Origin of the sequence: Cycloclasticus sp. P1 (genome assembly GCF_000299965.1) — a bacterium.
GTDB classification, from domain to species: Bacteria; Pseudomonadota; Gammaproteobacteria; order Methylococcales; family Cycloclasticaceae; genus Cycloclasticus; species Cycloclasticus pugetii.
This window is the reverse complement of the sequence record NC_018697.1, coordinates 1,575,958-1,589,913: the sequence shown is the minus strand read 5'-3', so window position 1 is coordinate 1,589,913 and position 13,956 is coordinate 1,575,958. Positions and strand designations below refer to the sequence as shown.

The 13,956-nt window shown below is 41.7% G+C and carries 14 protein-coding genes; 2 read left to right on the top strand and 12 right to left on the bottom strand.

Annotated elements, in window-relative coordinates:
• Positions 1–7: 7 nt before the first annotated feature.
• The 3 genes from Q91_RS07625 to dksA all read right to left on the bottom strand — a co-directional run bounded on the left by Q91_RS07625 (position 8) and on the right by dksA (position 2,183).
• Positions 8–745, bottom strand: a complete 738-nt coding sequence (locus Q91_RS07625) for a poly(R)-hydroxyalkanoic acid synthase subunit PhaE (protein WP_015006310.1) — start codon at positions 743–745, stop codon at positions 8–10.
• Between the two features lie 71 nt (positions 746–816).
• Positions 817–1,719 carry a tRNA glutamyl-Q(34) synthetase GluQRS gene (gene gluQRS / locus Q91_RS07620; protein WP_015006309.1) on the bottom strand — a complete coding sequence of 301 codons (903 nt, stop codon included), beginning with the start codon at positions 1,717–1,719 and terminating at the stop codon, positions 817–819.
• 23 nt (positions 1,720–1,742) lie between these two features.
• Positions 1,743–2,183 carry an RNA polymerase-binding protein DksA gene (dksA, locus tag Q91_RS07615; RefSeq protein ID WP_015006308.1) on the bottom strand — a complete coding sequence of 147 codons (441 nt, stop codon included), beginning with the start codon at positions 2,181–2,183 and terminating at the stop codon, positions 1,743–1,745.
• Positions 2,184–2,340: 157 nt separating this feature from the next.
• Between dksA and Q91_RS07610 the strand changes: the two genes are divergently transcribed.
• Complete coding sequence (locus tag Q91_RS07610; RefSeq protein WP_015006307.1) at positions 2,341–3,516, top strand: aminotransferase class I/II-fold pyridoxal phosphate-dependent enzyme; 1,176 nt, start codon at positions 2,341–2,343, stop codon at positions 3,514–3,516.
• A gap of 39 nt (positions 3,517–3,555) precedes the next feature.
• Here the strand turns inward: Q91_RS07610 and galE are convergent, their stop codons facing one another.
• From galE to Q91_RS07575, 7 genes are all read right to left on the bottom strand, one after another.
• Complete coding sequence (gene galE, locus Q91_RS07605) at positions 3,556–4,548, bottom strand: UDP-glucose 4-epimerase GalE (RefSeq protein WP_015006306.1); 993 nt, start codon at positions 4,546–4,548, stop codon at positions 3,556–3,558.
• Positions 4,545–5,771 carry a gephyrin-like molybdotransferase Glp gene (gene glp / locus Q91_RS07600; protein WP_015006305.1) on the bottom strand — a complete coding sequence of 409 codons (1,227 nt, stop codon included), beginning with the start codon at positions 5,769–5,771 and terminating at the stop codon, positions 4,545–4,547. Before glp ends, galE begins: the two co-directional genes overlap by 4 nt.
• Positions 5,768–6,310 (bottom strand): molybdopterin-guanine dinucleotide biosynthesis protein B, encoded by a 543-nt coding sequence (gene mobB / locus Q91_RS07595; protein WP_015006304.1) that lies wholly within the window; start codon positions 6,308–6,310, stop codon positions 5,768–5,770. Before mobB ends, glp begins: the two co-directional genes overlap by 4 nt.
• A 4-nt stretch (positions 6,311–6,314) precedes the next feature.
• Complete coding sequence (gene nhaD, locus Q91_RS07590; protein WP_015006303.1) at positions 6,315–7,757, bottom strand: sodium:proton antiporter NhaD; 1,443 nt, start codon at positions 7,755–7,757, stop codon at positions 6,315–6,317.
• A gap of 283 nt (positions 7,758–8,040) precedes the next feature.
• A complete protein-coding gene (gene ylqF, locus Q91_RS07585; protein WP_015006302.1) occupies positions 8,041–8,961 on the bottom strand; it encodes a ribosome biogenesis GTPase YlqF in 921 nt (306 codons plus the stop codon).
• 36 nt (positions 8,962–8,997) lie between these two features.
• Entirely contained in the window at positions 8,998–9,204 is a 207-nt protein-coding gene (locus Q91_RS07580) for a SlyX family protein (RefSeq protein WP_015006301.1), read from the bottom strand.
• Between the two features lie 8 nt (positions 9,205–9,212).
• Positions 9,213–10,997, bottom strand: coding sequence for a DEAD/DEAH box helicase (locus tag Q91_RS07575; protein WP_015006300.1), 1,785 nt, complete (start codon positions 10,995–10,997; stop codon positions 9,213–9,215).
• A gap of 240 nt (positions 10,998–11,237) precedes the next feature.
• On the opposite strand from Q91_RS07575, the gene Q91_RS07570 reads away from it, so the two are divergent.
• On the top strand, positions 11,238–11,825 hold the full coding sequence (locus Q91_RS07570; RefSeq protein WP_015006299.1) for a hypothetical protein: 588 nt from the start codon (positions 11,238–11,240) through the stop codon (positions 11,823–11,825).
• Between the two features lie 90 nt (positions 11,826–11,915).
• Here the strand turns inward: Q91_RS07570 and dmpG are convergent, their stop codons facing one another.
• Positions 11,916–12,986 (bottom strand): 4-hydroxy-2-oxovalerate aldolase, encoded by a 1,071-nt coding sequence (gene dmpG / locus Q91_RS07565; protein ID WP_015006298.1) that lies wholly within the window; start codon positions 12,984–12,986, stop codon positions 11,916–11,918.
• Positions 12,986–13,903, bottom strand: a complete 918-nt coding sequence (locus Q91_RS07560; protein ID WP_269493162.1) for an acetaldehyde dehydrogenase (acetylating) — start codon at positions 13,901–13,903, stop codon at positions 12,986–12,988. The genes dmpG and Q91_RS07560 overlap by 1 nt, the downstream gene beginning before the upstream one ends.
• Positions 13,904–13,956 lie beyond the last annotated feature (53 nt).

The window sequence follows — 13,956 nt, the reverse complement described above, 5'->3', positions numbered from 1 at the left end:
ACAGGCGTTATTTTAATTGATAAATGGTTTGTCTAAGTTCGTTAATGACTTCGTCGGTTTGTGCTTTATATTCTGCAAACTCCATTCTAAGTTTATGCAGGCCATTTTGTAAATCTTCTAATGATTGTTGTGTTGGAAGGCCGAATAGCTCAGCTGCTTGTTCAGAAAAAGCATGTTGTGTATTTTTTAAGTTATTTAATGATTCAAACAATTTTTTTTGCGCATTTATATAGTCATCTGTTTGACTGATCTCACTAAACGCCTTTTCTCCAGCAGTTAACCAAAAAATACATAGCTGTTCATTCGATGCGTCTGGAGACTCATCTTTCAAAGCTTGAAAGTGCTTCATTGCTGATTGGCTTAACTTGGCATAAAGCTGATTTAATTTAGACAGCGCTGCTTGAATACTAGAGAGATTTTCTTGGGCCTGTAATGGAAGTTCGCAGATTGCTTGGGTAAATTGCTGTATCAGCTGGGTATCAGTGCTTGATTGAAAGTTATTGAGGCTAAAAAAGCTTTGGAGCCATTTAGTTTGTGGGTTTGATGCTGTGTTAAATCCGAGAGTGCTGGGTAAGTCCCAAAATTTTGATAAATCAGTCTCGTTATTATTTACGTTGTTAATTAGCTGCTGATAAAAGTCGCCATGTTCTTGAAACTTTTGCAAAACGGCCTTGTACTCATCTGGCAGCTTACTGTTCATTAATGTAAAAAACTGAGTATAAGGGCTTTTAGTATCTGTGGTCATTTGTGTTGTTTCTAATGAACTAGCTATGATTATATTGAAATAAAACTAAAACGTAATGCTGGCTTTGATGTTTAGTTGCTTTGTAAGGGGAGTGATTGTTGCGCAATAATCTGTTTAAGTGACCAATGCTTAATACCCCAATTTAGAATGTCTGCTGTGCTTGATTCTAACAGTTCTTGGGGTGGGTTTAAGCTTAAATGAACAAATGTTCTTAAAAGTGTGGGTTTAACAGGTGATAATGAGATGTCGCTCGCATAAGTTTGTTTGCTCAATTTAATGCCGCTAGTGTCTGTAATAACAGGGATATGGGCATAATGAGGTGTTTGTATGTTCAATAATTGTTGTAAATGAATTTGTTGGTAGGTGCTGTCTAGAAGGTCATGCCCTCGTAATACTTCAGTAATGCCTTGTGTATTATCATCTATAACAACAGCAAGGTGATAAGCATAAACACGGTCTTTACGAAACATTACAAAATCATCATGCTGTGTTTGTAGTTTATGGTGGGAGGGACCTTGCACGGCATCGATAAATGATATTTTTTTATTTGCTAATCGGATACGTAATGCAGAAGGTTGATTGGGTTTTAGCGGATGGCTTAGACAATGGCCGTCATAAAGACCTGCGTGAAGTCCTCTGTTGGCTAAATCTTTGCGAGAGCATTGACAGGGATAAAGTAATTGACGTTCAAGGAGTTGTTCTAACGCCTGTTGATAGTCATGATGGCGAGTGTGCTGGTAGAAAACAGGCTCATCCCATGTAAGGCCGAATTGCTCGAGTGTTTTAAGTATTTTGCTGGAATACTGTTGCTGACAGCGAGCGGAGTCTAAGTCATCTATTCTTACAAGCCATTTGCCGCCTTTAGATCGTGCTTGTAAAAAGCTAGCAATAGCCGTGTATAAAGAGCCGTAATGTAAAGGGCCGGTTGGAGAGGGGGCAAATCGCCCCCTATAAGCTGGGTCCAAAGCAACCAAAAGATAGGCTTAAGGCAAAGGCATCAAATCTTTTGTTTTTCTCTTATCTCATCAAGAGATTTACAGTCAATACATTGTGTGGCAGTTGGGCGTGCTTCTAAACGCTTAATAGCTATTTCTATGCCACATGTTTCACAAAACCCATAGTCACCAGCGTTTAACATGCTAATGGACTCATCAATTTTTTTGACCAGTTTACGTTCACGATCGCGTGTTCTTAACTCAAGGCTAAAGTCAGCTTCTTGGCTGGCTCTATCTGTTGGATCTGGAAAGTTTGAAGCTTCATCTTGCATGTGATGAACGGTACGGTCTACATCATCCATTAGGCCTTCTTTCCACTGCATTAGAATAGATCTGAAGTGTTCAACCTGAGCAGGACTCATGTGTTCCTCACCTTTCTTTGCTTTGTAAGGTTTAAACTCTAGGTGACTTGCATCTAAATTTTTATCTTTGTTTGTAGCCATTATTTTATTTGTTACCAATGGTTAAAAAAATCAAGCGCGCATAAATATCAGATATTGCGGAAATAAGCAATGTTTTTCGTCGATTTGAATGCTCGTACGTTCAGTTGTATTGCTCTAAAATATAGACTTTATTTCAGGTTTCTACAAAGGTTTTTTGATGAATGTTGGAAAAGTTTCTAAGCGCGTTGAACAGGTTTTTCCGTTTTATGTGATGGATATTATGGAGAAAGCTAAAGCGCTTGAAGAGCAAGGGGAAAATGTTGTTCATATGGAAGTAGGGGAACCAGACTTTCCAACCCCTGAACCGATCTTAAAGGCTGCTCAAGGTTTTTTGGAAAAAGGAGATGTTCACTATACTAAAGCGCAAGGCTTACCTGCCTTACGAAAAAAAATAGCAAGGTATTATCGTGATGAGTATAACGTTGACCTATCGCCTGAACGTATTTTTATTACGCCAGGTGCATCAGGGGCCTTAACGGTTGCCTTAGCATCATTGATAGATGCAGGTGATGAGGTGCTGACCTGCGACCCGGGGTATCCCTGTAATAATAATATAGTTACTTTATTTGGGGGGCAGCCAACCTCTATCAATGTTGGTGAGGAACATGGTTTTCAACTAACAGGGCAGTTAATTGCACAAGCATGGTCGAAGGCAACACGTGGTGTAATGATGGCCTCACCCTCAAACCCAACTGGAGCAACGGTTAATTTTGATCAGTTACAAAATATTGTTCAAACAATAACAGAGCGAGAAGGGTTTTTAATTTCAGATGAGATATATCATGGGCTTGTGTATGGGCAACGAGCCATTTCAGCATTAGAAATATCAGATGATGTGTTTGTTTTAAATAGCTTTTCAAAGTTTTTTGGAATGACAGGCTGGCGCTTGGGTTGGTTGGTGGTGCCTGAATACGCTATATCAGCTGCAAATCGGCTTATGCAAAACTTATATATCTCTGCACCAACGCCTTCGCAATATGCCGCTTTAGCTGCCTTTGATGAGGATACACGAGTGATTTTGAATCAACGTAGAGATGAGTTCGAGCAGCGTAGAGATAGGCTTTACGAGGGTTTGGAGTCATTGGGGTTTGTAATGATGGCTAAGCCACAAGGTGCGTTTTATATTTATGCGGACTGCCGATTATTTACGGATGATAGTTATGCGTTTGCTTTGGAGTTATTGGAAAAAGCAGGTGTAGCAACAACGCCAGGGAAAGACTTTGGTTCTAGCGAACCTGCAAGGTATCTTCGGTTTGCATACACGACATCAATTGAACGTATTGAAGAGGGCTTAAAGCGAATTAAAACCTTCTTAGCAGAACGTGGTAGCTAAGATTAACTGCATAGTGCAGGGTTGGCTCGCTTGAACCTATTAGCTACCGTGTGTAATTAGTTTCTTTTCCCAGGCTAAGGATGTTTTAACGATCAGGTTTAAATCATCGTACTGAGGTTGCCAGCCAATGGTTTGACGGATTTTTTCAGCCACAGAGATGAGTTCTGGTGGGTCACCGGCACGACGGGGCATTTCTTCGACACAGATGGGTACGCCATGTTCTTCATTAATAGCGTTAATGACTTCTTTAACGCTAAAACCATGGCCGTAACCACAATTAAGGGTTGTTGATTCGCCATTATTTCTTAAATAATCCAGAGCGTTAATATGTGCTTCAGCTAAGTCAGACACATGGATGTAATCACGAATACCGGTGCCATCGGGTGTTGGGTAATCAGTGCCAAAAACAAATAATTTTTCACGTTTGCCAACAGCAACTTCAGCGGCGACTTTAATGAGTAAAGTCGCATTTTTTGTTGATTGACCAATTTTTCCATCGGGGTCCGAACCGGCAACGTTAAAATAGCGCAAGATAACGTGATTGAGTTCTGTGGCTTTAGATAAGTCGCGAATCATCTGCTCACTCATCAGTTTAGAACTGCCATACGGGTTAATCGGTGCGGTAGGGGTTTCTTCTGAAGCAAAACCGGTTTCAAGTTCGCCGTATACAGCAGCAGTAGAGCTGAAGATTATATTTTTTATGCCCGCTTTAGAGCAGCACTCCAACAGGTTACGCGTGCAACAGGTATTATTTTCATAATACTTCAGTGGGTTTTCAACAGACTCAGGGACGATGGTGTGAGCTGCAAAATGTAGGACAGAATCAATATTGTGTTGTTGTAGGATGCGGTCTACAAGTTTTTTGTCGCCGGTGTTACCTTGAATGAATTTACCGTACAAAATTGAGTGTTCAAAACCAGTTGATAAATCATCTAATATGATGATGTTTTCGCCTCGTTCGCCAAGCAACTTAACAACATGGCTACCTATATAGCCTGCGCCGCCGGTCACTAAAATGGATTTTGCTGTCATAGGGTGTTTTCCAATAATTGAATGGTTACATATTGGCCTTTCTCAATGTCGCTAGCTGATTGCTCTAAGACAATTAAGCAGTTAGCTTTAGACATAGAGCTTAGCATGTGTGAGCCTTGTCCGCCGGTTGAATGAACCAATAGCTCGCCGTATTTGTTTTCAACAAACCCACGTTGAAATTCGGTACGCCCAGGCTGTTTTTTGATGATTTCAGTTGTTTTGGCCTGTAAATTAACACTTGTTTGTGGCGCTCGCCCCATGATTTTATGTAATGCAGGCAGCACAATTTGCTGAAAGGTCACCATGACTGAGACAGGGTTGCCCGGCAAGCCAAAAAAAGCAGCCTCGCCGATAGTACCAAAAACTAGCGGTTTGCCTGGTTTAATGGCAATTTTCCATAAATTAACGGTACCAATTTTAGCCAGAACTTCAGCAATAAAGTCGGCCTCACCAACCGAAACGCCACCAGTGGTAATGATCAGGTCACAGTTTTTAGAAGCGGATACCAACGCTTCTTCAACAGCAAGGCGGTTGTCTGGAATGACACCTAAGTCTATGGGTGTAACACCCGCTTGTTCAAGTAAGGCTTGCAAGGTGTAGCGATTGCTATCAAAAATTTGCCCAAGTTGAGCTTGTTGTCCAATAGAAATGAGTTCATCACCGGTTGAGAAGAACCCCACGGTGAGTTGTTTGAAAACGCTAATGTCTGCAATGCCACAAGCTGCAAGTAGCCCTATGTCGGCAGGCTTTAAGAGCTTGCCTTTATTGAGTATTGCTTGATTCTTTTTTGTGTCATCTCCAATGTTTCTGATGTTTTCACCGTGTTTTGGTTGCTGTGTTATTTGAATCTGTTCGCCGGTTCGATGAACATTTTCCTGCATGACAACGCAATCACAATCATCTGGAACATAGGCGCCGGTAAAAATTCGGATACATTCCCCTTTAGCCACTTTTTTGGTGAAAGGTTTGCCGGCCCAAGAAACACCAATCACTTTTAGTGAGTGACCTTGTTGGTCACCGGTTCGAATGGCATAACCATCCATGGATGAGTTCCTAAAACTAGGAACATCTACAGAAGACTTTATATCTTCATAGGTGATTCTATTAAGCGAGTCCTTTAGCGATACACGCTCATAACGATCAGTTTGCTGAAGCGTTTGTAAAATTTGAGTTAATGCTTGCTCCAGTGTTAATACCCCAGGGGTGCTACAACAGTCAGTCATTCTGTGGCCTTTAAAAATTGGTCGATGATAAAGTTAGCGATTTGTTCAGGCTTGTTTATGTCAAAGTGTGGAAGCTCTGTCGATAAGTTTGTGTTGCTGGCTATAGCGATAATTGAAGGGTCATTAGTGTATAGAAAAGGGGCGTTTAATTCAGCTCGATGCAGTTCAATTTTTGGATAAAACGTGTGTTTAAAGCCCTCAACAATCACCAAGTCAACAGAGCCTGGAGGAAAGCAACCCAGTTGTTCTGCCAGAGTGGGCTCGTTTCCGTCTAACTCGGTAATCACCGCGCGACGATGACTAGAAACCAACACAACAGGGGAGGCCCCAGCTTTTCTTAGGCGATAGCTGTCCTTGCCTGGTTGATCGATTTCAAAATCATGGTGGCTGTGCTTAATTAAGCCAGTTTTCAGCCCTCGTTCATTCAATATAGGAATGAGTTGGCTGATAAGCGTTGTTTTCCCAGTACCGCTATTGGCTACAAAACCTAAAATAGGCGCGGGTGGTGACGAGTTATCCGCTGTGTGCGAGTTCTTCATGTGGTTAAAAGTGTGATGCATTAACCCATAGGTGAACATAGATACTGGCTATATAGCCTAACGCGATAATCGGTGTCCATTTAAGGTGAGAAGCAAACGTGTAAATGCCACGAGCCTGCCCCATTAAAGCTACACCTGCAGCCGAGCCAATGGAAAGCAAGCTACCACCAACACCAGCTGTAAGAGTGACTAACAGCCATTGGCCATGTGACATATCTGGGTTCATCGTGAGTACCGCAAACATAACAGGGATATTATCGACAATAGCCGAGAGTACGCCTACGATGACATTGGCAACCGTTGGTCCTAGCTCACCATACATCGTTTCAGAAATCATGCCTAGATAACCAATAAAGCCTAATCCACCGACAGCCATAATAACGCCGTAGAAGAAGAATAAGGTGTCCCATTCTGCGCCAGCCACTTTTTTAAAGACATCAAAGTCTTTATCACGAGTATAGTCAGTATTTCTCGCTTTCATGCCCTCGTTAAATCGGTCTTCTGTGGGGTTGCCGCTAAAACGATAGGTTCTTTTGAGATAGTAGCCAAAAAACTTTAAATACGCCAAACCGGTCATCATGCCAATAGCAGGGGGTAAATGAAGAAAGTTGTGGAAGCTCACAGCCGTTAGAATGGTTAATAAGAATAGGACGACAATGACTATTCCTCCGCGATGCATTACAAGTTGTTCGCCGTCAACTTTGTCGGGGGAGCCGCTTGGAATGAAAAAATGCATGATGGCCGCAGGCACGAGGTAGTTAACAAAAGACGGCAAAAATAAGGTGAAAAACTCGGTAAAACGAACAAGTCCTTTTTGCCAAACCATCAGTGTTGTAATATCGCCAAACGGGCTAAAGGCACCTCCAGCGTTTGCTGCAACAACGATAGCAATACATGAAATGGCCACAAATTTTGGTTCTTTGGTACCAACCGTCAAGGCAACTGTGCACATAATAAGCGCGGTGGTTAAGTTGTCAGCTATTGGGGATATAAAGAAAGCGAGTATCCCTAAAAGCCAAAACAACGATTTATAACTAAAGTTTTTCTCAACTAACCAACCTCTTAACGCATCGAACACACCTCGTTCTATCATGGCGTTTATGTAGGTCATGGCGACTAGGAGAAAGAAAAATAGCTCTGCGTACTCAAGAAAGTTATGTCGTATTGCAATTTCAGCGGAGTCATCAAAACCATGTTGTTGGTAAGCAATGGCAATCATGATCCAGATGATGCCTGCTGCTAAAAGAACAGGCTTTGATTTGGGTAAATGAAGCTGTTCTTCAAAAATAACTAATAGGTAGGCAATAGCAAATACGCCAAGGGCTAAATAGCCAATTATATTGTCGGTTAGATCAAGATGACTTGTTTCGCTGGTATTACTAGCAAACGCTATGGTGGGTACAAAAAATATAAATAGTAGGTAAGCAAAGCGTGTAGATAAGTTCATTGATTCCTTAGGTGTAATACAGGTGGGTAGGATAGAGATGAAAAGCATATTATATCATTGACAGGCTATTGGATCGCAAACCCTAATTAGCAAATGTGACTCTGAATTTAATTGTGCCCGACCTGATCAGGCGACGTAGGCAAGTTTGTTTTTGAGCCTGTGTAATAGGCGCAAACGGCCATTGAAAGGGCATTATAAATAGGTGGATATGGGGTAACTGCAAGAAATGAAAAACATGCGCACTGATCTAACAAGCGTTATTAGATGAAACTAAGATCAGCTATTATTTTTTATTTTTCCAATTCTTTTTTCGAGCGGCTTTTAGTGCAGCTTTTTCGGCTAGTATTTTTTCAGTTTTAGCGATCTCAAGCTCAATCATTTTAGGTGTTTCAAGTGTGATGTTGCCTAAGGTTCCACTTCGATAATCATGAATAAAAATAGCAGAAGCCTTATTGAGGTTGACACGACCTCCAGAGACTAAAGCTCCCCTTTTTTTACCGATGGATTCAAGTAGGGCAGTTTCATTTTTTGGTGGCTCATCTAGCGAGTAGCGTTCCATTAAGGCATCGGAGTGTTCTTTTAGAAAATACTCAGCGGCATAATAAGCGATATCATCATATTCAATAGCCGTATCTTTGATGGCCCCTGTGATGGCTAAACGATAGCCGCTGTCTTCGTTTTCTACTTTTGGCCAAAGTAGGCCGGGTGTGTCAAATAAGATTATATTATTGCCTAGGTCAATCCGTTGTTGTGTTTGAGTGACGGCGGGTTCATTGCCCGTTTTGGCAATGGTTCTTCCTGCTAGTGTGTTGATTAATGTAGATTTTCCAACATTAGGAATACCTGTAATAAGGCAGGTAATAGGGGATATTTTTGTACCTTTGTTTGGCACTAGTTTTTGGCAAAGTGAGAATATTTGTTCACTTTTATTCGGTTGATTTAAGTTTAATGCCAGTGTCTTTGTGTTTTTGTTGCGTTCTAAGTATTCCTGCCAAGCTTTTGTTTTATCAGCTTGAGCTAAATCCGTTTTGTTTAGAATTTTAATACAAGGCTTATCAGCACGAATACTAGCCAGCATGGGGTTTTCGCTGCTGTATGGAATCCTTGCGTCTAATACTTCAATAAACATATCCACCTCGGGGAGGCGCTGTTTAATCTCCTTTTGGGCTTTATGCATATGCCCTGGATACCAGTTTATGCTCATGATTAGGTTTATCTGTTAGTTGAGTATCGGTTGTTTCTAATAATGTGGCGGAACTTCATCCAAGGCGGAAAATAGGCTTTTCGTGTCCGTGGATGTGTCTTGAGAGCGGTTTGTTAGCTCTTTGATTTGTTTTTTGAGCGAGTCTATTTGATCTTGCTGCTGACAAAGAACACGATCCAATTGTTGGATCGTGTCTTCTTGATATGCCACTTTTATTTCAAGCTCTGTAATTCTTTCGTCCATACTTAAGTTTAAAACGACTTGGTTTTTTTCTTTTTAGGTTTTTTAGTGTACGTTTTTTTCTTACCTTTAGCGGGTTTCGCCGAGGTTGCGGCAGGCTTTGCTACATGATCGGTTCGCTCGATATTAAGCGGCTGATTTCGAACGCGAATTTTTTTCAGGCTTTGAAAAACAATTTTTGGCATGCCAACGGGCAATTCAATATAACTGTGGTCTTCATTGAGCTCTATATGGCCGATGTGTCTTGGTTCAACATCTGCTTCGTTGGCAATGGCGCCCACAATATCACCCGGCATAACATTGTGGTTTTTTCCAACTTCAATGCGGTAGTTGTCCATCGGCACTTTGGGGTTGCCACGTTTACTTTTGGGTAAATCATCTTTATCTGGGCGCAATGATTTGCTTCTTCTTTCACCTTTAATTGAGGCGTCTTGACGAGGGCTTTTCCCTTCTTTGGCTGATGATTTTTTAGAAGATTCCTCAAGCATCAATGGTTTGTCTTTTTGAGCCAAATAGGCCAATGCCCCTGCTAGTTGAATCGGGTCAGCATCGTGTTCTTCTATATAGGACTGAATAAGCTGGTGGAAAAAATCTAATTTCTTATTCGACATCACTTGTGTCAGTGTTGCTTTAAAGTCGTTAGCTCGTTTTTCATTAACTTGTTGGCGAGTTGGTAACTCCATGGGTTTGATTGGCTGACGGGTAGCGTTTTCAATAGCACGTAGTAGGCGACGTTCGCGTGGTGCAACAAATAAAATCGCCTTGCCTGTTCTACCTGCGCGACCAGTACGCCCAATACGGTGAACATAGGCTTCTGTATCATAAGGGATGTCATAGTTCACAACATGGCTGATACGGGCAACATCGATGCCGCGGGCCGCGACATCGGTGGCAACCAGAATGTCAATTTGACCTTTTTTCAATTGACCAATGGTTCGTTCACGAAGCGCTTGGGTCATATCACCATTAATAGCCGAGGCGGAATAGCCACGGGCTTCGAGTTTTTCAGCTAACTCTACGGTCAATGCTTTTGTGCGGACAAACATAATAATGCCGTCAAAGTCTTCAACCTCAAGGATTCGCGTTAAAGCATCTAGTTTATGTAAGCCGCTAACCATCCAAAAACGTTGCTCAATGCGTTCAACGGTTGATGTTTTAGAAATAATTTTAACGACTTTTGGTGAGCTTAGATATTTGTCGGCAACACGTCGAATGGGGGCAGGCATGGTTGCAGAGAATAGGGCAACCTGTCGTTGCTCTGGTGTTTGTTCTAAAATCCACTCTACATCTTCAATAAAACCCATTCTTAGCATTTCATCGCCTTCATCTAAGACGATGGTTTTTAGGTTATCTAGTTTTAACGTCTTACGGCGTAAATGATCCATTACACGGCCTGGTGTACCAACAACAACGTGTACGCCACGGCGCAGTTGCCTTAATTGGGTATCCATCGCTTGGCCGCCATAAATTGGCAACACATTGAAGCCCTTCATTGAGCTAGCATAGGTTTTAAATGCCTCAGCAACTTGAATGGCTAGTTCACGTGTGGGTGCTAGCACTAATACTTGCGGGCCGCTGACTGTTAAGTCAATTTTTGATAAAAGGGGTAAAGCAAATGCGGCTGTTTTACCAGTACCCGTTTGTGCTGTACCAATTAAATCATGGCCATCTAGCAAATGTGGTATTGCTTCAGCTTGAATAGGAGAGGGTTGTTCGTAACCGATGCGTTTTAGAGCGTCCATTACAGGAGTAGACAACGCTAAGTCAGCGAAGCCTAAGGTAGGTTGGGATGTCATTTTTAGAGCCTTCAATTGGGATAGTCGGGGTGTTAGATTGCATTCATCTAAACCTTCTATCAGAGATAAAGTGGTTATTATAAACTTTTATGCTTAAAAATTGGAGATTAACCGAACAAGAGCAGTAATCACCCATTTTGTTGATGAATTAAGCGCTTAAAGGATGCGCAAATTAATAAGAATCAGCTATTCTTTAAGGTAAGCAGTTAATAAAATTCAAATAAAAAAAGGGTTAGCAAAATGGAAAATGGGAGAGAGCATCGTTTATTGCTTTGTTTATTGGTTTTTTTCTTCCTAACAGCCTGCGGCAGCCCGCTTCCTAGAACAGAAGATGTGACTAAATCGCCTTGGAATAGCTTCAAACAGGCCATGTCTGCATACGATAAAATTATTCTTAACCAAACAACAATCGAAGAGTTACAGCAATTGGGTTTTAATCCTTACTCAACACCAAATGTAAAAATACTGTCGTACTTAGATATTCTGCAAAAATTTATGCCAACTAATTCTGTTAAATTGGAGCACCTACCAGTAAGTGTTAGAAATTGTTTGATGAAGCAAGAGGCCTGTATTGCCTATGAGGCGCATCCGGGTATTATTAAAAGAAAACGCGTGGGTAGCGTGTTTAATGATTTGTTGGGCTTTAAGCGTAAAACAATAGAAACGGGTTGGCGTTTTGATGCGCTGATTGTGTTAGATAATGGCGTAGCTGTTTATAAAATTTGGAGTGGCGTGCCGTTTCTAGATTCTGAAAAGTCACGCAAAAACCCATTAGGGCCATTGCAAGGGTCGGGCAGTTCGTTGGCCAGAGATGCTTTAGGCGTTTAAGTATTTTAAATTTAGTTTTATATTAACTAATAAAAAAGCCTTGCCATGTTAATGGCAAGGCTTTTTTTATACTGTTCCTAGCGTTGTTTCTTACACGCTGGTAGTAATTTCTATGCCTCGTTGTTTAGCCATTGTCATCGCCGTATCAACAATCATATCTTCTTGGCCTGCAATCATTTTCTTTCTGCCTAGTTCAACGAGAATATCTCGAGCAGGAATACCAAAGCGTTCAGCTGCACGTTTTGCATGCAATAAGAAAGTTGAGTAAACACCAGCATAACCTAAGGTTAATGACTCTCTATCAACACGAATAACATGATCCATTAATGGCAGAATAATATTTTCTGACAGATCCATGAGCTTAAATAAATCAACACCTGTTTCGATGCCCATGCGCTCACACACAGCGGCAAAAACTTCTAATGGTGTATTGCCTGCGCCAGCACCCAAACCGGCTGCTGATCCATCAATTCGGCTAGCGCCTGCTTCAATAGCTGCAATAGAGTTTGCAATGCCCATTCCAAGGTTGTGATGACCATGAAAGCCAATTTCTGTTTCAGGTTTTAACGTATCACGTAAGGCTGAAATACAGCGCGTAACATCTTCAGGCAACATATAACCAGCCGAGTCGGTTAGGTAAACAGTTTGTGCACCATAAGACTCCATCAATGCTGCTTGTTCGGCAAGGCCTTTAGCAGTATTTAAATGGGCCATCATTAAAAAGCCGGTAGTATCCATGCCCAATTTGCGAGCAAAAGCGATGTGTTGAGGTGATGTGTTTGCTTCCGTGCAATGCGTGGCGACATGAACACTACGTGCGCCAGCATCATAAGCGGATTGAAGTTCCTTCATCGTGCCCATTCCAGGAATCAGCAAAACCGACACAATAGCTTGCTTCATTAAAGGGGCGACGGCAGAAATGTATTCTTCATTAGTGGCCATTGAAAAGCCATGCTGCAATGAATTACCACCCAGCCCTGCACCATGTGTGACTTGAATGTATGGAACGTTTGCATCATCTAATGCGGTTGCAACGCGAACCATTTCTTCAACAGAAATTTGTTCACCCTTGGCATGCATGCCATCACGCAGGCACATGTCATGTAAAATAACTTTGCGGCCATCTAATGAGCTTAGTTTTTCGGTTGTTGACTCTGACATTACGCAGCCTCCACAGGTTTAAGAGTTATTGTTCCATTTTGAATTTCTTCCGCGAACATCTCTGCCGTTCTAGTGGCAGCAGCAGTCATTACATCAAGGTTGCCAGCGTATTTGGGTAAATAGTCACCAAGCCCTTCAACTTCCATAAACACAGAAATTTTATTGCCATCAAAAATAGGCCCATTAATAAGTTTGTAGCCTGGGACGTACTTTTTAACTTCTTCAATCATATTTAGGATGGACTCAACGATCTTGTCTTCCTGTGGTTTATCATCGGTAATACAGTAAATAGTATTACGCATAATAAGTGGCGGCTCAGCAGGGTTAATAATAGCTAAGGCTTTGCCTTTACGAGCACCGCCAACCGTTTCAATAGCGCCGGAGGTTGTATAGGTGAACTCGTCAAGGTTTTCACGAGTACCAATGCCAACAGACTTTGAAGCAAGGCTGGCCACAATCTCTGCATACTCAACAGATTGAATGCCTGATACCGCGCTGATAATAGGAATAGTGGCTTGCCCTGCACATGAAATCATATTTACGTTCATTTCAAGCTTTTCAGTATGCTGGCTTAAGTTAACGGGTGGGACACATAAGGGGCCAATAGCGGCTGGTGTTAAATCAATCATTAACACGCCAAGCTCATTAAGTTTACGGCTGTTTTCAGCGTGAACATAGGCACTGGTTGCATCAAAGGCTATTTGAATATTGTCCTCAAGCACATGAGGTAATAAACCATCGACACCATCAGAGGTTACCTTGAGGCCCATATTTTTAGCGCGGAGCAAACCTTCAGACTTTGGATCAATACCTACCATCCAAACAGGTTCAAGATAAGGGCTTCTTTGAATTTTATAGATAAGATCTGTGCCAATATTGCCAGATCCAATCAATGCGCACTTGATTTTTTCCATGATTGTCCTTTTTTTGTGGAGAGGTATTCGCTATGAAGCTTGGTTATGAAGATTTA